Source organism: Marilutibacter chinensis (assembly GCF_021725675.1).
GTDB lineage: Bacteria > Pseudomonadota > Gammaproteobacteria > Xanthomonadales > Xanthomonadaceae > Marilutibacter > Marilutibacter chinensis.
Map to the genome: position 1 here is coordinate 77,177 of NZ_JAKJPO010000009.1, position 20,023 is coordinate 97,199.

Genomic DNA, 20,023 nt, shown 5'->3' on the forward strand with positions numbered 1-20,023 from the left:
CTGCCGGCAGGGCCGGCCATGCCAGGGCGGGTCAGCGCTCCAGGATCGCGACCACGCCCATGCCGCCGGCGGTGCAGATCGAGATCAGGCAGCGGCCACCGCCACGCTGCTTCAGTTCCTTGGCGGCGGTGGCGACGATGCGCGCGCCGGTCGCGGCGAACGGGTGGCCGGTGGCCAGCGAGGAGCCGTTCGGATTGATCTTGGCCGGGTCGATGCGGCCCAACGGCGCGTCCAGGCCCAGCCGCGACCTGCAGTACTCCTCGCTCTCCCACGCGCGCAGCGTGCACAGCACCTGCGCGGCGAAGGCTTCATGGATCTCGTAGAAGTCGAAGTCCTGCAGGCTCAGGCCGTTGCGCGCGAGCATCTCCGGCACCGCCACGGTCGGCGCCATCAGCAGGCCCTCGCCGTGGACGAAGTCGACCGCGGCGACATGCGCGTCGCGCAGATGGCACAGCACCTCGTGGCCGTGCGCCTGTGCCCATCCGTCGCTGGCCAGCAGGCAGGCGGCGGCGCCATCGGTGAGCGGGGTCGAGTTGGCCGCGGTCAGGGTGCCGCGTCCGGATACCTTGTCGAAGGCCGGCTTCAGCGTCGCCAGTTTCTCCAGGGTCGAGTCCGGGCGCAGGATGTTGTCGCGGGATACGCCGCGGAAGCTCACCACCAGGTCGTCGAAGAAGCCCCGCTCGTAGGCAGCGGCCAGCTTCTGGTGCGAGGACAGCGCCCATTCGTCCTGCGAGTCGCGGCTGATGTTCCATTCCTTGGCCATGTCCTCGCAGTGCTCGCCCATGCTCTTGCCGGTACGCGGTTCGGCCACGCCCGGGAACTCGGGCTTGAGCTCACGCAGCGAGAAGCCCTTGAACGCGGCCAGCCTGCCCTTGAGGTCGCGCGCGGCGTTGGCGGCGAGCAGGCGCCGGCGCAGCGCCTTGCCGTAGACGATCGGCACGTCGGAAGTGGTGTCTGAACCGCCGCCGATGCCGGCCTCGATCTGGCCGGTGGCGATCTTGTTGGCGACGGTGACGATCGAATCCAGCGAAGTGCCGCAGGCGCGCTGCAGGGTGATGCCCGGCGTCAGCGACGACAGCCCCGACGACAGCGCGGCCTCGCGGCCCAGATTCCAGTCGCTGCTGTGCTTGATCACCGCGCCCATCGCCACCTCGCCCAGCTGCTGCCCGTGCAGGCCGAACTTCTCGACCAACGCACCGAGCGTGCGCACCGACATGCCGAGATTGCCGACGTCCGCGTAGGCGGTGTTCTGGCGGCAGAACGGAATGCGGACGCCACCAAGCACGGCGACGGGACGGGTTGGGCGCATCGGTACACCTCGTGGGGGGACTGGTCGAGCGCGCGGCTCGGGTAACGGGGGGCGGGATCGTCCACCGGGGCGGACGGGCATAATGGATGCGGCATCGGTGCCGTCGTTCGGCGGCACCCGCGACCGCAATGGGCTGCCCCGAGTGTAGCGCCGCCCCCGCGCACAACCAAACGCCACCGTATCCTTCGATGACCACTCCCGATCCGACCGCCGCCGACCCGCACACTCCAGGCCCGCACGCTCCAGACCTGCACGTGCTCGGTGCGCTGGCGCTCGAGCTGACCGCCGGCGCCGACGTCGGCCGCACCGAACTGCCGCAGGACGGTGCCGGTGCGCTGGCCACGCTTGTCGCGCACGACCTCGCCAACTTCGAGCCTGATGCCGCGCGGCTGCAGCTGGTCACCGTCGGCGCTCATTACGACCCGGTCGAGCTGTTGCGGCCGGGTTGGCCACTGCATCAGGAACTGGGCGAACTGGCGGCGCGCGCACCGGGCGGCCAGCGACCGCGAGAGGACCATGGCCGGATCATCGCGTTCGGCAGCCACGAGGGCCGGCTGCCCGGCGCATTGACGCCTTCGCCAGACTACGGTGGCGGTACTTTCCGGCTTGTACCGTTCCTGCTGTCGGGCGACCGTGTCGATGTCGTCCGCATCGGCGGCGCGTTCGAGAGCGGTCTGCTCGAACGCGGCATGGCCGGCGCCGGGACCGCGCTGCAGGCCCAGGCGGCGTTCGGCCTGCAGGTCGAGCACGCGCGCTATCTGACCGTCCACGACCTCGCCGCGATGACGGCAATGCAATACGAGCACGCCGGCCTGGCCCCGTTGTGGCCTCTGCTGGAAACCGCGCTGCTGGAGCCTGGCGGCGAAGCCTGGCTCGACGCGCTACCCGAACCGCTGCTGCGCTACGTCGACGGCGAGGCGCGCATCGCCCTGTTCTCGCCGCGCGCCTGGCACGCGCGCTACGCCCCCGAAGCTCCTTGCGACAGCGACGCATGCCGCGAGCAGCTGGAGCGCCGCTATCAACAGTTCCAGGCCCGCCAGCGGCAGTTCGCCGCGGTGCTCGGCGCGCACGGCGTGGCGGTGAATTTCGTCGATTGCCAGGATGCCGAGAACGCCCGCGGGGCCCTGGCCTGACCCCAACACCGTACGGTCGAACCCTCGCTCAGAAGCCCGCTTCGAACATGCGGTATCCGGCATCGTCCATGCCCAGCGCGCGGTAGCGGCGCTGGGCATTCTCGTTGTCGCGCTCGACGTACAGGCGCAGGCCGACCACGCCGGCGGTGGCGCGCGCCCGCGCCTCGACCTCGCGGTACAACGCCGCGAACACGCCCTGGCGACGGTGGGCCTCGGGTACGTAGACGCTCTGGATCCACCACCACTCGCCGTTGCGCCAGTCGCTCCATTCGCGGGTCAGCATCAAGGTGCCGACCGGTACCGACACCAGTTCGTCGCCGGCCAGCGGTGCGTCGTGCATCGCGATCAGGTAACGGGCCTTGCCCGGGTCGGCGATGCCGGCCTGGACGCCGGCGAGTACGGTGTCCGGGTCGAGACGCTTGTGCTCGGTTTCCCACGCCATCGCCGCCGCCCACTGCGCCAGCAACGGAGCGTCGGCGGCGGTCGCGTCGCGGATGCGCAGGGTCGACATCGCAGCCGGACGCGCGGTCAGCGGGTGATCCTGATGATGCCGCAGGCCACGCGCTTGCCGGCGTTGCCGGCAGGCTGGCTGACATAGTCGTCGGCCGCGCCGTGGACGATCACCGCGCGACCGGCGACATCGTTGACCGCGCCTCCGCCCAGGGTCACGCCGACCGCACCCACGTCGACCTGCGCGACACCCTCGCCATCGGCGTGGATGTTGTCCATGTCGCCGCCGTGATGGGGGCCTTGGCCGACCCGGCCGTGCGGATTGCTCCCCGGGCTGAAATGGCCGCCGGCACTGGATGCATCGACCGCACTGCAGTCGCCGTTCTCGTGGATGTGGATCGCATGCGGGCCGGGACTCAGGCCGCCGATCTCGCCGGTCAGACGGACGCCGTCCGGCACCGGGCGGACGGCGAGTTTTCCACTGACCAGGCTGGCCGACGCCGCGGTCAGGATCACCTCGGCGGCCTGCGCGGTCGACACCGGCTTCGGCGGTTCCGGCGTCGGGGCCGGCGCCGGACGCGGCGTGGACGTGGTGCAGGCCGCGATCGCTGTCAGCATGGCGGCAGCCAGACCGGCTCTGGTCAGGGGGCCGATCGGGTGCCGGGCGGCAATGGTCGTCGATGCGTTCATGGTTGAGCTCCGTGGGAGTGTGGCTTGCGCCGGCCCTGCGTGGCCGGCGATCGGGAAGGGGCCGAAGGCGGCCGATCCTCCGGGGGAACGCCGGCACCGGGGCTTGCGATCGGCTCCGCGACGGCCTGCGTCCGCTGTGCGAAGACCGGGCCCGCGCCGCCACACCGGGCTTATTCTAAGGTCCGGGCCTGTCGGAATGGATAACCGACCCTAATGCGGAACAGGTCCAGAGCGGGTGAACCGGTGACCGCGCGATACCGTTCAGCCTCGGGGGCGCTTGGCGCGCAGTTTGCGCGCCACGGTGTTGCGGCCCAGGCCCAGGCGCGCAGCGGCCTCGGCCTGGCGGCCGGCGGTATGTTCGAGCGCGGCGTCCAGCAACAGCATGTCCATCCTCTGCACGACCCGCGCGTGGATGTCGTTGCCGCCGGCGGCGAGCTCGTCGCGCACCCACGCAGCCAGCATCGCCTCCCACGCGGGCGTGCCGTCCATGTCCCCGGCGGCGGTATCGGCGGATTCGCGCGCGATCACCGCGTCGACATCGGCGGCAGCGATCGTCTCGCCCGGCGCCAGCGCCGACAGTCGCCAGCACAGGTTTTCCAGCTCGCGGACGTTGCCGGGCCAGTCGTGCGCGAGCAGGCGGTCGAGCGCGGCCCGCGACAGCCGCTTGGGCGGCGCCTGGAAACGCGCGGCGGCGGCGGCGAGAAAGCGCTCGGCCAGGCGTGGCACGTCGGCGCGGCGTTCGCGCAGTGGCGGCAGGTGCAGGCGGACGACGTCGAGCCGGTGCAACAGGTCGGCGCGGAAACGGCCTTCGGCCACCAGGGCATCCAGCGCCTGGTGGGTGGCCGCGATCACCCGCACGTCGACGCGGATCAGCTCGCGGCCACCGACACGGAAGAACTCGCCCTCGGCCAGCACCCGCAGCAGCCGGGTCTGCAGCGGCAACGGCATGTCGCCGATCTCGTCCAGGAACAGGGTGCCCCCGTTGGCCTGTTCGAAACGGCCGATATGACGTTTGCTGGCGCCGGTGAACGCGCCGGCCTCGTGGCCGAACAACTCGCTTTCGAGCAGCTCGGCGGGAATTGCGGCGGTGTTGAGCGCGACGAACGGCTTGTGCGCACGCGGCGACTCGCGATGCAGCGCGCGGGCGACCAGTTCCTTGCCGGTACCGGTCTCGCCGGTGATCAGCACCGACAGCGGCGCCTGGGCCAGACGGCCGATCGCGCGGAACAGCGTCCGCATCGCCGGGGTGTCGCCGATCAGCGCGTCGGCAGCCGGCGCATCGGCGCCGGGCGACGCGTCGGCCTCGTCGGCCTGCTCTCCGGCGATACCGAGCGCCTGCGTCGCCAGCCCGACGGCCTCATCCAGATCGAACGGTTTGGACAGGAACTCGTGGGCGCCGCCGCGGAACGCACCGGCGGTACTGGCCACGTCGGTGTAGGCGCTCATCACGATCACAGGCAAGGCGGGATGCGCCTGCTTGAGCCGCTCCAGCAGCACCAGACCGTCGTCGCCGGGCATGCGGACGTCGGTGAACAGCAGATCGGGAGGCCCGCGCAGTTCCAGCGCCTGCAGCGCCTCGGCCGCGCCGGCGAAATCCTCGGTCGCATGCCCGGCCTGGCGCAGCGCCGCGGCCAGCACGTAGCGCACGCTGCGGTCGTCGTCGACCACCCAGACGCGCGCACTCACGTCGCAGCCTCCGGGCCCTCGGCGGGCGCCGCCGCATCGGTTTCCACTGCCGCCACCATCGGCAGCAGCAGCGTGAACACGGTGTGCCCGGGCCGCGAGCGGTACGCCAGCGAGCCCCGGTGTTCGCGGGCGACCTGCTGCGCAAGCGCCAGGCCGAGCCCGCTGCCCTCGGCGCGACCGGATACCAGCGGCAGGAACAGGCGTTCGGCCAGTTCGTCGGGAATGCCGTGGCCGTCGTCGACGATCTCCAGCCGCAGCGCGACCGGATGCAGTTCCTCGCCGATGCGCACGCCGTGCTCGGCGCGGGTGCGCAGGCTCACGTGGGTGGCACCGGCCTCGATCGCGTTGCGGACCAGGTTCCAGACCGCCTGCACCAGGCGGTCGGCGTCACCCATCAGTTCGGGCAGGCTCGGGTCGTAGTCGCGCAGCAACCGCACCGCCCAGCCGGCGTCGCTCTCGGCGAGCCGCAGCACGCGCTCCAGTACCGCGTGGATGTTCAGCGCCGCGTGCGGCCGCGGCGGCGCCGGGCTCAACAGCTGGTCGAGCAGACCGGTCAGGCGCGCGACCTCGTCCTCGATCAGGGTCACCAGCTCCCGCGACTCGGCATCGCCGGCCCGGCGGGACAGCAACTGCGCCGCTCCCTTCAGCCCGGCCAGAGGGTTGCGCAGCTCGTGGGCCAGCCCCTTCAGCGAGGCCGACAGCGCCGACGGCAGCAGCAGGGCCGGATCGTCGCCGGGAAACTCGTCGACCGGATGCGCCTCCAGCTGCCAGCCGCCGTCGCCGGTGCGGCTGAGCCAGACGTCGGCGAAGCACTCCTCGTGATCGGTGAAGCGCAATCGCGCGCGGCGCACGCGCAAGGGCGCGTCGTCGCCGTTGCGTGCCAGCGCGTCCGCAAGGCGGCCGTCGCCGGCGTCGAGCGCCGCCATCGGCCAGCCCTGCAGGCGTCGCACGCTGACGCCGAGCCAGCCCGACATCGCCGCATTGCTGGCGACGATCGCGCCCGAGCCGTCGCACCACGCGATCGGCGTGGTCAGGCTGTCGAACGGGCTCTCGGTCGCGGCTGCGGATGGCATACCGGCATGGTAGAGCAAGTGCCTGCCGCCAGGACCGGACGCCGGTTCTTCGTGAGCTTGCCGCGGCGCCGATGTCCGCGGCCGCATCTCTGGACGGAGGTACGCACGGTGGGCGACCTGTTCTTGGCGTTCCATCCTCCGGCGGCGCATGCCGATGGCGGCCCGGAGGGTACGGGCCTGTTGGACGCTGCCGACAGGACCTAGACTGCGGCGATGGATGCACAGACCGTCGAGCAGGCCCACACGTTGCTGCGCCGGGGCGATGTCGCCGGCGCCATCGGCCGGCTGCAGGCGGCGCTCGGCGCGACGCCGCCGCAGCCGCAGTCGCTTAAGTTGCTGGCACGGCTGGCGTTGCGCGAGCAGCAGTCCGCGTTGGCCGGACGGGCGCTCGAGCAGGCGCTGGCCGCGCTGCCGGACGATGCCGAGATCCATGCCTTGCTGGCCGCTGCGGCCAGGATCGCGGGCGACGCCGATGCGCTGGTCACCGCCGCGCGCCGTGCGCTGGCGCTGGACGCCGGCGAGCCGCTGGCCGCGGCACTGCTTACCGAGACCTTGCGCGACCGCCTGCAGCTCGGCGAGGCGCTCGCGGTCGCCGATGCCTGTCTGGCACGTCGGCCGCAGGACTGGGGAACCCGGCTGGCGCGCGCCGACGCGCTGCAGTTCGCTGGCGAGGCGGAATCCGCGGCCGCGGACGCACGACAGACGCTGGAGCACGCGCCTTCGCTGCAGGCGATCACCTTCGCCTGCCAGAGCCTCCTGTACCTGGATGAGCACGCGCCGGACGAGCGCGCACGGGATGAGCGCACATCGGACGAGCGCTCGCAAGGCGGGCTGGTACCGGACGAAATCGTCCGGGCGCAAACATATCCGTCCGGCCCCGGCGCAATGCCGGCCGCCGCGGTGCTGGCCCGGCACTGCGAACTGGCGTCGCGGGTTCCGGCATTGCGATTGCCACCGCCGACGATGTCCGGCTGGCGACCAGGACAACGCCCGTTGCGGGTCGCACTGCTGTCGGCCGATCTGCGCCGCCACCCGGTCGGCCTGTTCGTCGAGCCGCTGCTGGCGGGCTGGGACCGGCGCCGCATCGCGCCGATCTGCTACAGCGACGGTCGCCCCGATGCCACGACCGCTCGCCTGCGCGGACTGTGTCCGCAATGGCGCGATCTGCACGGCCTGCCCGACGAAGCGGTCGCACGGCAGCTGCGCGACGACGGCGTCGACATCCTGCTCGACCTGGGCGGGCACACCCATGGCAGCCGGCCGCGCCTGCTGGCCTCCCGCTGCGTAGCGGTCCAGCTGGGCTGGCTCGGCTATCTGTTCGACACCGGTTACGCCAGTTGCGATGGCGTGATCGGCGATGCCGCGACCCTGCCCGACGGGACGGCCAGCGCGCGGAGGCCATGGCGGCTTCCCGGCAGCCTGTTGTGCCTGCCGCCGATGCAGGACGCGCCGCAGGTGACCGCCCGGCCATCCGCGGCCGCGCCGACTTTCGGCAGCTTCAGCCACCTGGCCAAGCTGTCGCCGCACACGGTCGCGCTGTGGGCACGGGTACTGGACGCGGTGCCCGGTTCGCGGCTGCTGCTGTGCGCGCTCGGGCTCGCCGACGCCTCGATCCGCGAACGGATCCGCGCCCGCTTCACCGCGGCCGGACTGGATCCGGCACGACTGGAACTGCGGCCGCCGGTGCTCGATCCGCATGCGTTCCTGTCGCAATACGGCGACGTCGACATCGCGCTGGACCCGCTGCCGTTCAACGGTGGCACGACCACCCTGCAAGCGCTGTGGCAGGGGGTGCCGGTGATCACCCTGCCCGGCGAACGGATGGCCGCGCGCACCGGTCTGTCGATCCTCGGCACGGCCGGCCTGGGCAGCGGACCGGGATCGCTGGTCGCGCGCGACGCCGACGACTACGTCCGCCTCGCCGCCGACCTCGCGGCGGATGGCGATCGCCGCGTGCGGCTGCGCGGCTCGATGCGTGCGCGACTGCTCGATTCGGGCCTGGCCGATGGCAGGCGGTTCGCCGACGGCTTCGCCACGCTGCTGGAGTCGGCGGCGGCAACGGGTTGATCGATTCGCGCCGGCGGGCGATCAGCTCGCCATCGGCGCGACCGCGCGGGGCGGGGAAGGACTCGCGGCATCGGCAGGCGAGGCCTTGCCCGCGATCACCGCGGTCATCGCGAAAATCGCCCACAGGCAGATCCAGCCGATGATCCGCCAGCGCCGAAGGCGACGGCGGCGCCCCGGACGATCGACCTCACCGGCATCCTGCATCTGCTTTTCCACGGCTGCGACCGTCATTCCGGAACGACATCCGAACGTTACGCCCCGCCGGAGTGGAAACGGCGTGAAGCGGCGCCGGGCCGGTTCACGCTGGTCCTGCCGGTTCCCGGACGCGCGGCCCCCGGGCGGATTCCGCCCCGGGGGCCCGTGCGTCCGGCTCGGCCACGGTCCGTCCGATCGTACTCAGCTCTCGTAGGCCGATTCGCCGTGCGAGGTGATGTCCAGACCTTCGCGCTCGGCCTCCTCGGGCACGCGCAGCCCGACCGCCAGCTTCACCAGCGCGAACGCGGCTGCGGCAACGACACCCGACCAGACGAGGGTGATGACCACGCCCTCGGCCTGCACCAGCACCTGGGAAACGATCGAGAAATCGTCGCCCCCGGTACCGCCCAGGTGCGGCGCGGTGAACACGCCGGTCAGCAACGCACCGATGATGCCGCCCAGGCCGTGCACGCCGAACACGTCGAGCGAATCATCCGCCTTCAGCAGCCGCTTCAACCCGGTCACACCCCACACGCACAGCGCGCCGCAGGCAAGGCCGATCACGATCGCGCCCATCGGCCCGACCGAGCCGCAGGCCGGGGTGATGCCGACCAGGCCGGCGACCACGCCCGAAGCCGCGCCAAGCATCGATGGCTTGCCCTTCAGCAGCGCCTCGACCGCGCTCCATGCCAGCGCCGCCGCGGCCGGGGCAAGCAGGGTGTTGAGGAAGGCGAGCGCCGCGCCCGACGTCGCTTCCAGGTTGGAGCCGGCGTTGAAGCCGAACCAGCCCACCCACAGCAGCGACGCGCCGACCATGCAGAAGGTCAGGCTGTGCGGCTTGATCGCCTCGCGGCCATAGCCGGTCCGCCTGCCGACCAGCCAGGCGCCGACCAGGCCAGCGACGCCGGCGTTGATGTGCACCACCGTGCCGCCGGCGAAGTCGAGCGCACCCTTGCCGAGCAGGTAGCCGCCCTCGCCCCAGACCATGTGCGCGATCGGCAGGTAGGCGAAGGTGAACCACAGCATCGAGAACAGCAGCACCGCGCGGAACAGGATGCGCTCGGCGAACGCGCCGACGATCAATGCGGCGGTGATGCCGGCGAAGGTCGCCTGGAATGCGACGAACGCGTACTCGGGCAGCGCCACGCCATCGGTGAAGGTCGCCGCCAGGCTGTCGGGCGTGATCCCGGCCAGGAACAGCTTGTCGAAGCCGCCGATCACCGGTCCGGCCCCACCGAACGCCAGCGAGTAGCCATACACCGCCCACAGCAGCACGATCACCGAGAACACCACCAGCACCTGCATCAGCACCGACAGCACGTTCTTGGCCCGCACCAGGCCGCCGTAGAACAGCGCCAGTCCCGGTACCGTCATCAGCAGCACCAGCAGGGTCGAGGTCAGGATCCAGGCGACATCGCCTTTCTCGACGACCGGAGCGACCGCTTCAGCCGCGGATCCGGCGGCGTCGGCGGCCTGGATGAGGCCGTCCTGGGCGTGCGCTGCGCCGGCCAGCATCAGCGCGGACAACGGCAGCGCGAACGCCGGCAACGTCCGGGCGGCAGCCCGCGCCCATGCGCGGCCGCGGGAGAAGTCATGGATCTGTGTGTTCATCGCGTGCCTCGCAGTCGTGTCAAAGCGCGTCATCGTCGAGCTCCCCGGTGCGGATGCGGATGGTCGCCTCCAGATGGCTGACGAAGATCTTGCCGTCGCCGACCTTGCCGGTGCGGGCGCCGGCCAGCAGCGCCTCCAACGCGGCATCGAGCATCGCGTCGGGGACGGCGCACTCGACCTTCAGCTTGGGCAGGAAGTCGACGACGTATTCGGCTCCGCGGTAAAGCTCGGTGTGGCCCTTCTGGCGACCGAAGCCCTTGACCTCGGTGACGGTGATGCCGGACACGCCGACTTCGGTGAGCGCCTCGCGCACCTCGTCGAGCTTGAACGGCCGGATGATGGCGGTGATCAGTTTCATGCAGTGCTCCGTAGCGAGATTGCTGCGACCGGACGGTGGTCAGAACGACTTGGTGATCGCGACCGTCCAGGTCTCGTCCGGGCCGATCAGGTCGTTGTCGTTGTAGGCGAGCGCGATGTCGAAGCCGCTCTCGAAGCTCTTGCCGACGCCGAGCTTCCAGTACGCGTAGTCGCCGCCGTCGAGGTTCTCGACCCACTGTTTTCCGACCGCCGCGTCCACGGTCCAGCTGGGTACGAACTCCCAGCTCGCCCCCAGGTCGAGCGCGCTGCTGCCGTCGGAATCGGGAATCCCGAACAGATCGGTGACCGCGTAGGAATACTTGGCCGAGAGGAATTCCCAGCCCAGGCCGAAGTAGACCTCGGTGGTGTCGGCACTGTTGAAGCCGCCCGGATAGTCGCCCGGGTACCAGTAGTAGATCGCACCGACGTCCCAGCCCACGCCGCTGTCGCCGAACTCGCCGCGATAGCCGAGGTAGCCGTCGAGTTCGACCTGGCTGGAGATGTCGGGATCGGAGTCGGACAACCAGCTGATGCTGCTGCCCCAGGCACCGGCGTAGAAGCCGCTGTCGGCGGCGTACTCGATGCCGCCCTGCAGCGCGGGCTCCTCGTTGGTCTGGGTGATGCCGCGGAACAGGTAGTCGCTGGTCAGCGTGACCGAGCCCGACACCTCCCCTGCCCGCACGTGACCGGCCACCAGCGACGCGGCGGTCGCGACGAAGACGGCCGTGAGCACCGCGAACGGTGCCGGCGTTTTTCCCCTGGTCCCCGGGACGTGCCGCGTGGACGCATGAACTTCAGTGATCTGAGACGACATGACGCAGGCTCCTCATAAGCGGTGGCCCCTCCCCGGTCATTGATTCCGTGCTCTTGCGCTCGGGTCGCACTACGCGTCCCGCTTTCGCCGGGCAAAAAGCCGCCTCGCGGCGGGCATCGGCCCGTCGTTGTGGTCCTCCTCTTCGGTGTTGGCCCGTCCGCTGGGCACGGGCGGTTCGCCCGTTGGTGCGGCGGCCGGCCTTGTGCCGGCCGGTCCGCCGCTGGCGGTCTACGCGATCAGTTCGCGCAGCGAATTCGTTCGCGCCCCGTCGCGTGCATCAGTTCGCGTAGTACAGCTGGCATTCGAGCGGGTGAGGACGGGATGCCTGCGCGGCATTGCCGCGCATCCCTTCCGAACGCCCGCCGCGCTGCGGCGGGCCGGACATCCGCCCCTCCGCAGTGCAGCCGTTCGCGCCCCGTCGCGTGCATCAGTTCGCGTAGTACAGCTGGTATTCGAGCGGGTGAGGACGGGATGCCTGCGCGGCATTGCCGCGCATCCCTTCCGAACGCCCGCCGCGCTGCGGCGGGCCGGACATCCGCCCCTCCGCAGTACAGCCGTTCGCGCCCTGTCGCGTGCATCAGTTCGCGTAGTACAGCTGGTATTCGAGCGGATGGGTCGCCGCGCGGAACTTGGTGACCTCCTGCATCTTCAGCGCGATGTAGCCGTCGATGAAGTCGTCGGAGAACACGCCGCCGGCCTTGAGGAAGTCGCGATCCTTGTCGAGCGCTTCCAGCGCCTGGTCGAGGCTGTGGCAGACGGTCGGGATGTTCTTCTCTTCCTCCGGCGGCAGGTCGTAGAGATCCTTGTCGCTGGGCGCGCCCGGGTCGATCTGGTTCTTGATGCCGTCCAGGCCGGCCATCATCAGCGCGGCGAAGGTCAGGTAGCCGGACTGCATCGGATCCGGGAAACGGAATTCGATGCGGCGCGCCTTCGGGTTCGACACGAACGGAATGCGGCAGCTCGCCGAGCGGTTGCGGGCCGAATAGGCCAGCATCACCGGCGCCTCGAAGCCCGGCACCAGGCGCTTGTAGCTGTTGGTGGTCGAGTTGGTGAAGGCGTTGATCGCGCGCGCATGCTTGAACACGCCGCCGATGTACCACAGCGCCATCTGGCTCAGGCCGCCGTAGCCGTCGCCGGAGAACAGGTTCTTGCCGTCCTTCGCCAGCGACTGGTGCACGTGCATGCCGCTGCCGTTGTCGCCGACGATCGGCTTGGGCATGAAGGTCGCGGTCTTGCCGTTGCGGAAGGCGACGTTCTTGACGATGTACTTGAGCATCAACAGCTCGTCGGCCTTCTTGACCAGCGAGTTGAACTTGGTGCCGATCTCGCACTGGCCGGCGTTGGCGACCTCGTGATGATGGACCTCGACCTCGATGCCGACCGCCTCCAGCGTCTTGCACATCTCGGCGCGGATGTCGTGCAGCGAATCGACCGGCGGCACCGGGAAGTAGCCGCCCTTGATGCCCGGACGATAGCCGCTGTTGCCGCCCTCGTATTCGCGCGCCGAGTTCCAGTGCGCTTCCTCGGAGTCGATGTGGAAGAAGGTGTGGCCCATCTCGTTGCCGTAGCGGACCGAGTCGAAGATGAAGAACTCGGGCTCGGGGCCGAAGAACGCCTGTTCGGCGATGCCGCTGGCCTTGAGGTAGGCCTCGGCGCGCTTGGCGACGCCGCGCGGATCGCGCGAGTACGCCTGCATCGTGGTCGGGTCGAGCACGTCGCAGGTCATCACCAGGGTCGGATCGGCGGCGAACGGATCCAGGAACGCCGTCGACGCGTCCGGCATCAGCACCATGTCGGACTCGTTGATGCCCTTCCAGCCGCTGATCGAAGAGCCGTCGAACATCTTTCCGTCCTCGAACAGAGCGGCGTCGACGATCGACTTGGGATAGGTGACGTGGTGCTGCACGCCACGCATGTCGGCGAAGCGCAGGTCGACGAATTCGACCTTGTGGTCACGGATGAGCTTTTCGACGTTCTCGAGCGACATGGAAGTGCGGCCTTTCCGGTTTGAGGGACTGTCTTTTGTATAGCAAGGGCTGTGCCAACGCCGCGAACGAGCCAACTTGCTGATTTCATTGATCTTCACTTGCTCGCCTCCACCGCACCGCACCAAATTGGTGCGCTTTCGGCGGAGCAATGCACCACGTTGGTGCGAAATCGTTACCGGGTTCCGGGCCCTCGGAAGCCGGCCTGATTACACTAGCCACCAGACCCTAGGGAGGAGGGCCCGATGGGCAGGCGCTCGAAGACCACATCCATCGACATCGCACATCGCGCCGGCGTGTCGCAGGCGACGGTGTCGCGCGTGCTGCGCGGCAGCCCGCTGGTCAACGCCGAGACCCGCCGCCGGGTCGAGGAGGCGGTCCGCGAGCTGAACTACAAGGTCGACCGCCACGCCTCCAGCCTGCGCACCCAGCGCTCGGGCACCCTGGCCCTGCTGCTGTTCGAGGACCCGACCCCGGACGACTCGCACATCAACCCGTTCTTCCTCTCGATGCTCGGCTCGATCACCCGTGCCTGCGCACGCCACGGCCACGACCTGCTGGTCTCGTTCCAGCAGCTGTCCGACGACTGGCACGCCGACTACGAGGACAGCATGAAGGCCGACGGCCTGATCCTGCTCGGCTATGGCGACTATCTCGCCTATCGCGGCAAGCTCGAGACCCTGGTCGAGCAGGGCACGCGCTTCGTCCGCTGGGGCGCGGTGCTGCCCGGCCAGCCCGGCATTTCGATCGGCTGCGACAATCACCACGGCGGCCGCCTGATCGGCGAGCACCTGACCGGCCTGGGCCGCCGGCGGATCGCGTTCCTGGGCGATGCCTCCAGCCATTACCCGGAGTTCTTTGATCGCTACCGCGGCTGCGACGCCGCGCTGCACGCGATCGGCCTGGGCATGGACGAAGGCCTGCAGGTGGATGCGGTCAGCTCGGAGGAGGCCGGCTACGACGCCGCGCGCACCCTGCTCGCACGCAAGGTGCCGTTCGACGCGGTGTTCGCCGCCAGCGACCTGATCGCGATCGGCGCAATGCGCGCCCTGACCGAGGCGGGCCTGCGCGTGCCCGAGGACGTCGCCGTCGCCGGCTTCGACGACATCCCGATGGCGCGCTTCGCCCAGCCGGCGCTGACGACGGTGTTCCAGGACACCTCGCGCGCCGGCGCGATGCTGGTCGAATCGCTGCTCGCGCAGATCCGCGACGAACCGGTCGAGAGCATCACCCTGCCGGCCTCGCTGGTCGTGCGGCGTTCCAGCGGCGCCGGGTCCGCAGGCATCGCGTAGCAGCGGCGCCGGCCGCGACGGGCGTTCCCAGGACTCCGGTCGCGGCTGTCGGGATGGCGCGCTTCAGCCCGGTCCGCCGAGCCGCCCGGCCATCGCCGCATCCAGGGCCTGGCGCAGGTCGTCGCGTCGCACCGGTGCGTTCAGCATCCAGACCTGGACGCCGTGCGCCGGCACGCTCGTGCGCAATGCTCCTGCCTCGCCGACTTCGCGGATCTCGCCGCCGACCGCCTCCTGCCAGCGGCCGGGCTGCAGCCAGCGCGACACCTCGAAATCCGCAGCCGCATCGCCCTTGTTCAGCAGCACCAGCGCGATCTGGGCGAAGTCGCCGTCCTGCAGCACGCGATAGAACGCGGCGCGATCGCCGGCCATTTCCACGTTCAACTGCAGGCCGCGCTGCAGCGCCGGGGTCGTCGCGCGCACGCGCGCGATCCGTCGCAGCGCGTCGTGGATCGGGTGTCCCGAGGCGGCGTCGATCCGCGCCTGGCCGAAGTAGTTGCGGTTGCCGGCGTGCTCGGCCGCGCCCCGCATGAAGCCGACCTCCGAGCCCTGGTAGATCACCGGGATGCCGCGCGCGGTGAACAGGAAGTTGTGCGCGTCGATGAAGCCGGCGTCATCGGCATCCATCCGCGGCATGTCGTGGTTGTCGTAGAACGTCATCAGCTCGTACGGGTTCCGGTACGGGCCCCCGATCAGGTACAGCCGCTCGGCGATGCGTTCGTAACCAGGGCTTTCGCCACCGCCGGCACGGCGTGCGAACACCTCGTCCATGCGCTCCTTCAGCGGGAAATCGAGCACGCTGACGGCGCCATTCTCGGGCCAGGTGAAGGGGGCGATCTTCGCCGGATCGTGGTCGAAGGCTTCGCCGAACATGAAGAAGCCCGGATGATCGGCGCGGATGCAGTCGCTGAAGCCCTTCCAGAACGCACCCGGCACGTGACGGATGGTGTCGATCCGGAACGCCGCCGCGCCCTGGTCGATCCACTGCCGGTACGCGCGGCAGAAATAGTCCAGCACCGCCGGATTGGTGTCGTCGTTGTTGGACAGCTGGGCGAGATCGGGCTCGGTATGGAAGAAGCGGTGCAGCGACTCGTTCGCCGGATCCAGATCGGCCGGTGCCAGGTTCTGGTGATCGGCGACCAGGCGGCCGTCGGCATCGTATATCTCGCCGAAGCCGGGCTGGTCGGCCGGCATCGTGAACGACGGGGAGCCATGGTTGGCGACGATGTCGAGCACGGTCTTCAGCCCGTACTGCCGCAACCCGGCGGTCAGGCCGGCGAAATCGAGTCCGGGGCTGGGCAGGTGCTCGTCCAGGCGGAAGAAGTTCACGCCCCAGTAACCGTGATAGCCCGCCTTGCCACGGTCCTTGAAGAACGCGTCGGATCCGACCGGGTCGCCACCGGTGAAGGCCTCGTCGGGGTTGTCGACGATCGGTGTCAGCCAGACCGCGCCGAAGCCGAGGTCGGCGATGTAGCCGGCATTGTCGAGCAGGCCCCGGAAATCGCCCCCGAGATAGCCGATGTTGGCGTCATTGGCGTCCGCGCCCGGAACCGGCCGGTCGAAAGTGCGCCGTGCGGGATCGGGTCCGCCCTGGTCGCGGTGGTCGTTGGACGGATCGCCGTTGACGAAGCGGTCGGTCATCACGAAATAGACCGCATCGGACGCGAACGGCTCCAGGGTGCCGTAGTACTGCGGCCGCAACGTCGGTGCCGGCGGTTGCGATGCCGGTGGGACGACGTGCGCGCAGCCGGCGGCCATGGCGAGCGCGAGCGCGAGCGAACGTTTCATCGTGCCGCCTCCGCGATCCCGGCGGGGTGGGCCACCGCCGGCTCGCGCACCCGCAGCACGCACAGGCCGGCGATGATCATGCTGACGCCGCCCACCGCCAGCGCATTGACCGGCTCGCCGCCGAGGAAGGCCCTGAGCAGGAAACCGAGCAGGCTGGCGGCGACCAGTTGCGGGATGACGATGAAGAAGTTGAAGATGCCCATGTACACGCCCATCTTGTCCGCCGGCAGGCTGTCGGACAACAGCGCGTAGGGCAGCGACAGGATCGATGCCCAGGCGAAGCCGACGCCGAGCATCGACAGCAGCAGCCAATGCGGGTCGCGGATCCACAGGAACGACAGCAGGCCGAGCCCGCCAAGGCCGACGTTGACCAGGTGGCTCACGCGCAGGCCCCAGCGGGCGACCATCCACGGAATCACGATCGCCGCCAGCGCGGCGAAGCCGTTGTAGGCCGCGAACAGCACGCCGACCCAGTTCGCGCCTTCGTTGTACGCGGCCGAGGCGGTGTCGCTGCTGCCGAAGTGGACGTCGGCGACCGCGTCGGTGGTGAAGATCCACATCGCGAACAGCGCGAACCAGGAGAAGAACTGCACCACCGCCAGCCGCCGCATCATGATCGGCATCGCGCGCAGGTCGCGGACGATGCTCACCGGCATCCACTCCGGCGGCATGAACCGCACCAGCTGCTGCAGCAAGCCGTACGCGAGCAGCATGCCGGCCAGCACGTACAGCATCCGGTCCCAGCCGAACCAGGCGATCGCGGCGATGCCGGCGGCGCCGGCCACCACCCAACCCAGTCCCGCGGCGGGGCCGGCGGCGGGCGCGGAGACCGGCCCGTCCACCACCGGTCGCGCATCGGCGAAGGCCAGCAGCTGCTCGGGCGGATATTCGCGGGTACGCAGCACGGTCCATCCGATCGCGAGGAACAGCACCGCGCCGCCGAAATAGAACGCGTACCGCACCGTGTCCGGCACCTCGCCCGGATCGGCTGTATTGGACACGCCGACCTGCGTCAGCAGCCACGGCAGCATGCTCGCGACCACCGCGCCGACGCCGATGAAGAAGCTCTGCATCGCATAGCCGGCCGGCCGCTGCGGCGGCGGCAGCTGATCGCCGACGAAGGCGCGGAAGGGCTCCATCGCGACGTTGATCGAGGCGTCCAGCACCCACAGCGTGCCGGCGGCGATCCACAGCCCCGGCGAGTTGGGCATCACGAACAGGGCCAGCGAAGCGAGGATCGCTCCGGCGAGGAAGTACGGCCGCCGCCGGCCGAGGCGCGGGTGCCAGGTGCGGTCGCTGAGGTAACCGATCACCGGCTGGATCAGCAGCCCGGTCAGCGGCGCCGCGATCCACAGTCCCGGCACCAGGTCCATGTCCGCGCCGAGGGTCCGGAAGATCCGACTGACGTTGGCGTTCTGCAGGGCGAAACCGAACTGGATGCCGAGGAAGCCGAAGCACATGTTCCAGATATGCCAGAACGACAGCGTCGGCTTGCGGGCGGATGGTGAAGGTGCGGAAGCGGCGGTTGTCGCGGAAGTCATTCAGTGTCCCTGGCGGGTGGGTGCATGCCCGCGTTCGCTCGCGGCATGCCGGATCGTGGCGCCATTCGCGGGCAGGCGCCACGGCGTCGCCGCACCAGTCGCGCAATCGCCTGCCGCGATGCGGCGGACGGCGCTCCGGCCATTCCGCCACCCGCGCACGGGCGATGCCGCCAAGTCTGGCAAAGGCAGGGACGCATGCTAGTCAGGCATCGCACTGCAACATGGACAGGTGCAAACGTATTCACCGGCCGAGGCCTCCAAACGCCTGTTCCCACGGGCTCCGGCCGTGGAATAGTTGCCGCCGGATCGGAACGGCTGGGGACGGGAATGAAGACGGCTTCATGGTGGCACGGCGCGGTGATCTACCAGGTCTACCCGCGCAGCTTCCTCGACACCAACGGCGATGGCGTCGGCGATCTGCCGGGCATCGTCGAGAAGCTCGACTACATCGCCAGCCTCGGGGTGGACGCGATCTGGATCTCGCCGTTCTTCAAGTCGCCGATGGCGGACTTCGGCTACGACATCGCCGACTACCGCGACGTCGACCCGTTGTTCGGCACCCTCGACGACTTCGACAGGCTGCTGAAGAAGGCGCACTCGCTCGACATCAAGGTGATGATCGACCAGGTGCTCAGCCACACCTCGGCGCAGCACGCGTGGTTCCAGGAAAGCCGCGAGAGCCGCGACAACGCGAAGGCCGACTGGTACGTCTGGGCCGATGCGCGCGAGGACGGCACCCCGCCGAACAACTGGCTGTCGATCTTCGGCGGCGTCGCCTGGCAGTGGGAGCCGCGCCGCGAACAGTACTACCTGCACAACTTCCTGACCTCGCAGCCGGACCTGAACTTCCACTGCGCCGACGTGCGCGAGGCGACCCTGGACAACGTCGCGTTCTGGCTCGACCGCGGCGTCGACGGCCTGCGCCTGGACGCGATCAACTTCTGCTACCACGACGCCCAGCTGCGCGACAATCCGCCCAAGCCCGCGCACCTGCGGGTCGGCCGCGGCTTCAGCGCCGACAATCCGTACGCATACCAGTACCACTACTACAACAACACCCAGCCCGAGACGCTGGTCTTCATGGAAGAGCTGCGCCGGCTGATGGACCGCTACCGCGACGTCGCCGCGCTGGGCGAGTTCTCGTCGGAGGACTCACTGGCGACCATGGCCGAGTACGTCGGCGACCGGCGCCTGCACATGGGCTACAGCTTCGAACTGCTGACCGACGACTTCAGCGTCGACTACATCCGAGGCACCGTCGAGAACCTGGAATCGAAGATGCCGCACGGCTGGCCGTGCTGGGCGATCTCCAACCACGACGTCGAACGCGCGGTCAGCCGCTGGGGCCGCGAACAGGCCTCCGACGCGCTCGCCGCCCAGCTGGTCGCGCTGGTCTGTTCGCTGCGCGGCTCGGTCTGCCTGTACCAGGGCGAGGAACTCGGCCTGCCGGAGGCCGAGGTGCCGTTCGAGGCGCTGCAGGACCCGTACGGCATCTCGTTCTGGCCGAACTTCAAGGGCCGCGACGGTTGCCGCACGCCGCTGCCGTGGACCGATGCCGAGGGTGCGGGCTTCTCCTCGGGCGCGCCGTGGCTGCCGATTCCGGATGCCCACCGCGCGCGCAGCGTGCAGGCGCAGGAGGCCGATCCCGCGTCGGTGCTGAACCTCACCCGCCGCTTCCTGCGCTGGCGCAAGTCGCTGCCGGCCCTGGTCCACGGCGACATCCGTTTCCTCGACAGCCACGAGCCGGTGCTCGCCTTCACCCGCAGCCACGGCGACGAGCGGCTGCTGGTCGTGTTCAACCTGTCGGCGACGGCGGTCGACTGGCGGCTGCCCGACGGCCTGGACCCGGTGCCGCTCGAGGGCCACGGCCTGCTCGCCGGCACCGTCGCCGACGGCGAGTTGCGGCTGCCGGCGCGCGGCGTCCATTTCGCCCGGCTGGGGTGAAACGGACCGCGGCGGTGCGGATGGCGGATGCCACCCCTGACGACCGTGGGGGCGGCGTTAGGAGCGGCGCAAGCCGCGATCGCTTTTTCCG

General features: G+C 70.0%; 15 protein-coding genes and 2 pseudogenes. 4 read left to right on the forward strand and 13 right to left on the reverse strand.

Annotated elements, in window-relative coordinates:
• Nucleotides 1-31: 31 nt before the first annotated feature.
• Nucleotides 32-1,309, reverse strand: a complete 1,278-nt coding sequence (locus L3V18_RS13880) for an acetyl-CoA C-acetyltransferase (RefSeq protein WP_237055827.1) — start codon at nucleotides 1,307-1,309, stop codon at nucleotides 32-34.
• Nucleotides 1,310-1,497: 188 nt separating this feature from the next.
• Between L3V18_RS13880 and L3V18_RS13885 the strand changes: the two genes are divergently transcribed.
• Complete coding sequence (locus L3V18_RS13885; RefSeq protein ID WP_237055828.1) at nucleotides 1,498-2,442, forward strand: hypothetical protein; 945 nt, start codon at nucleotides 1,498-1,500, stop codon at nucleotides 2,440-2,442.
• A gap of 28 nt (nucleotides 2,443-2,470) precedes the next feature.
• Here L3V18_RS13885 and L3V18_RS13890 read toward each other — a convergent pair whose 3' ends face one another.
• The 4 genes from L3V18_RS13890 to L3V18_RS13905 form a co-directional block, all read right to left on the reverse strand.
• A complete protein-coding gene (locus L3V18_RS13890) occupies nucleotides 2,471-2,953 on the reverse strand; it encodes a GNAT family N-acetyltransferase (protein WP_237055829.1) in 483 nt (160 codons plus the stop codon).
• A 17-nt stretch (nucleotides 2,954-2,970) separates the two neighbouring features.
• Nucleotides 2,971-3,582: a superoxide dismutase family protein gene (locus tag L3V18_RS13895; RefSeq protein WP_425493534.1), complete on the reverse strand. Its 612-nt coding sequence runs from the start codon at nucleotides 3,580-3,582 to the stop codon at nucleotides 2,971-2,973.
• A gap of 261 nt (nucleotides 3,583-3,843) precedes the next feature.
• On the reverse strand, nucleotides 3,844-5,268 hold the full coding sequence (gene ntrC / locus L3V18_RS13900) for a nitrogen regulation protein NR(I) (protein ID WP_237055830.1): 1,425 nt from the start codon (nucleotides 5,266-5,268) through the stop codon (nucleotides 3,844-3,846).
• On the reverse strand, nucleotides 5,265-6,341 hold the full coding sequence (locus L3V18_RS13905) for a two-component system sensor histidine kinase NtrB (RefSeq protein ID WP_237055831.1): 1,077 nt from the start codon (nucleotides 6,339-6,341) through the stop codon (nucleotides 5,265-5,267). Before L3V18_RS13905 ends, ntrC begins: the two co-directional genes overlap by 4 nt.
• A 213-nt stretch (nucleotides 6,342-6,554) precedes the next feature.
• Here L3V18_RS13905 and L3V18_RS13910 point away from each other — a divergent pair, with 213 nt between their 5' ends.
• The gene (locus L3V18_RS13910) at nucleotides 6,555-8,408 is read left to right on the forward strand and encodes an O-linked N-acetylglucosamine transferase, SPINDLY family protein (RefSeq protein WP_237055832.1); all 1,854 of its coding nucleotides are present in this window, start codon (nucleotides 6,555-6,557) and stop codon (nucleotides 8,406-8,408) included.
• 21 nt (nucleotides 8,409-8,429) lie between these two features.
• Here L3V18_RS13910 and L3V18_RS13915 read toward each other — a convergent pair whose 3' ends face one another.
• The 5 genes from L3V18_RS13915 to glnA form a co-directional block, all read right to left on the reverse strand.
• On the reverse strand, nucleotides 8,430-8,639 hold the full coding sequence (locus L3V18_RS13915; protein WP_237055833.1) for a hypothetical protein: 210 nt from the start codon (nucleotides 8,637-8,639) through the stop codon (nucleotides 8,430-8,432).
• Nucleotides 8,640-8,804: 165 nt separating this feature from the next.
• Nucleotides 8,805-10,214 carry an ammonium transporter gene (locus L3V18_RS13920; RefSeq protein WP_425493535.1) on the reverse strand — a complete coding sequence of 470 codons (1,410 nt, stop codon included), beginning with the start codon at nucleotides 10,212-10,214 and terminating at the stop codon, nucleotides 8,805-8,807.
• A gap of 19 nt (nucleotides 10,215-10,233) precedes the next feature.
• The gene (locus L3V18_RS13925) at nucleotides 10,234-10,572 is read right to left on the reverse strand and encodes a P-II family nitrogen regulator (RefSeq protein ID WP_237055834.1); all 339 of its coding nucleotides are present in this window, start codon (nucleotides 10,570-10,572) and stop codon (nucleotides 10,234-10,236) included.
• Nucleotides 10,573-10,611: 39 nt separating this feature from the next.
• On the reverse strand, nucleotides 10,612-11,304 hold the full coding sequence (locus tag L3V18_RS13930) for a TorF family putative porin (protein WP_237055835.1): 693 nt from the start codon (nucleotides 11,302-11,304) through the stop codon (nucleotides 10,612-10,614).
• A gap of 658 nt (nucleotides 11,305-11,962) precedes the next feature.
• Nucleotides 11,963-13,372, reverse strand: coding sequence for a type I glutamate--ammonia ligase (gene glnA / locus L3V18_RS13935; protein ID WP_237055836.1), 1,410 nt, complete (start codon nucleotides 13,370-13,372; stop codon nucleotides 11,963-11,965).
• Between the two features lie 243 nt (nucleotides 13,373-13,615).
• Here glnA and L3V18_RS13940 point away from each other — a divergent pair, with 243 nt between their 5' ends.
• Entirely contained in the window at nucleotides 13,616-14,662 is a 1,047-nt protein-coding gene (locus L3V18_RS13940) for a LacI family DNA-binding transcriptional regulator (RefSeq protein ID WP_237055837.1), read from the forward strand.
• A gap of 63 nt (nucleotides 14,663-14,725) precedes the next feature.
• Here the strand turns inward: L3V18_RS13940 and L3V18_RS13945 are convergent, their stop codons facing one another.
• The 3 genes and pseudogenes from L3V18_RS13945 to L3V18_RS19500 form a co-directional block, all read right to left on the reverse strand.
• Nucleotides 14,726-16,447: an alpha-amylase family glycosyl hydrolase gene (locus tag L3V18_RS13945; protein ID WP_237055838.1), complete on the reverse strand. Its 1,722-nt coding sequence runs from the start codon at nucleotides 16,445-16,447 to the stop codon at nucleotides 14,726-14,728.
• Nucleotides 16,444-17,217: pseudogene (locus L3V18_RS19495) on the reverse strand (MFS transporter); the annotation flags it as partial. The gene L3V18_RS13945 and the pseudogene L3V18_RS19495, both read right to left, overlap by 4 nt.
• An 18-nt stretch (nucleotides 17,218-17,235) precedes the next feature.
• Nucleotides 17,236-17,988, reverse strand: a pseudogene (locus L3V18_RS19500) (MFS transporter); the annotation flags it as partial.
• A gap of 327 nt (nucleotides 17,989-18,315) precedes the next feature.
• On the opposite strand from L3V18_RS19500, the gene L3V18_RS13955 reads away from it, so the two are divergent.
• On the forward strand, nucleotides 18,316-19,932 hold the full coding sequence (locus L3V18_RS13955) for an alpha-glucosidase family protein (RefSeq protein WP_237055840.1): 1,617 nt from the start codon (nucleotides 18,316-18,318) through the stop codon (nucleotides 19,930-19,932).
• The last annotated feature ends 91 nt before the right edge of the window (nucleotides 19,933-20,023 follow it).

What these genes read in the sequence shown, in the direction of transcription:
- L3V18_RS13880 (WP_237055827.1), bottom strand. Translation starts at nt 1,309, where the DNA reads ATGCGCCCAACCCGTCCCGTCGCCGTGCTTGGTGGCGTCCGCATTCCG.
- L3V18_RS13910 (WP_237055832.1), top strand. Translation starts at nt 6,555, where the DNA reads ATGGATGCACAGACCGTCGAGCAGGCCCACACGTTGCTGCGCCGGGGC.
- L3V18_RS13920 (WP_425493535.1), bottom strand. Translation starts at nt 10,214, where the DNA reads ATGAACACACAGATCCATGACTTCTCCCGCGGCCGCGCATGGGCGCGG.
- L3V18_RS13895 (WP_425493534.1), bottom strand. Translation starts at nt 3,582, where the DNA reads ATGAACGCATCGACGACCATTGCCGCCCGGCACCCGATCGGCCCCCTG.
- L3V18_RS13915 (WP_237055833.1), bottom strand. Translation starts at nt 8,639, where the DNA reads ATGACGGTCGCAGCCGTGGAAAAGCAGATGCAGGATGCCGGTGAGGTC.
- L3V18_RS13940 (WP_237055837.1), top strand. Translation starts at nt 13,616, where the DNA reads ATGGGCAGGCGCTCGAAGACCACATCCATCGACATCGCACATCGCGCC.
- glnA (WP_237055836.1), bottom strand. Translation starts at nt 13,372, where the DNA reads ATGTCGCTCGAGAACGTCGAAAAGCTCATCCGTGACCACAAGGTCGAA.
- L3V18_RS13890 (WP_237055829.1), bottom strand. Translation starts at nt 2,953, where the DNA reads ATGTCGACCCTGCGCATCCGCGACGCGACCGCCGCCGACGCTCCGTTG.
- L3V18_RS13925 (WP_237055834.1), bottom strand. Translation starts at nt 10,572, where the DNA reads ATGAAACTGATCACCGCCATCATCCGGCCGTTCAAGCTCGACGAGGTG.
- L3V18_RS13905 (WP_237055831.1), bottom strand. Translation starts at nt 6,341, where the DNA reads ATGCCATCCGCAGCCGCGACCGAGAGCCCGTTCGACAGCCTGACCACG.
- L3V18_RS13945 (WP_237055838.1), bottom strand. Translation starts at nt 16,447, where the DNA reads ATGAAACGTTCGCTCGCGCTCGCGCTCGCCATGGCCGCCGGCTGCGCG.
- L3V18_RS13885 (WP_237055828.1), top strand. Translation starts at nt 1,498, where the DNA reads ATGACCACTCCCGATCCGACCGCCGCCGACCCGCACACTCCAGGCCCG.
- L3V18_RS13955 (WP_237055840.1), top strand. Translation starts at nt 18,316, where the DNA reads ATGAAGACGGCTTCATGGTGGCACGGCGCGGTGATCTACCAGGTCTAC.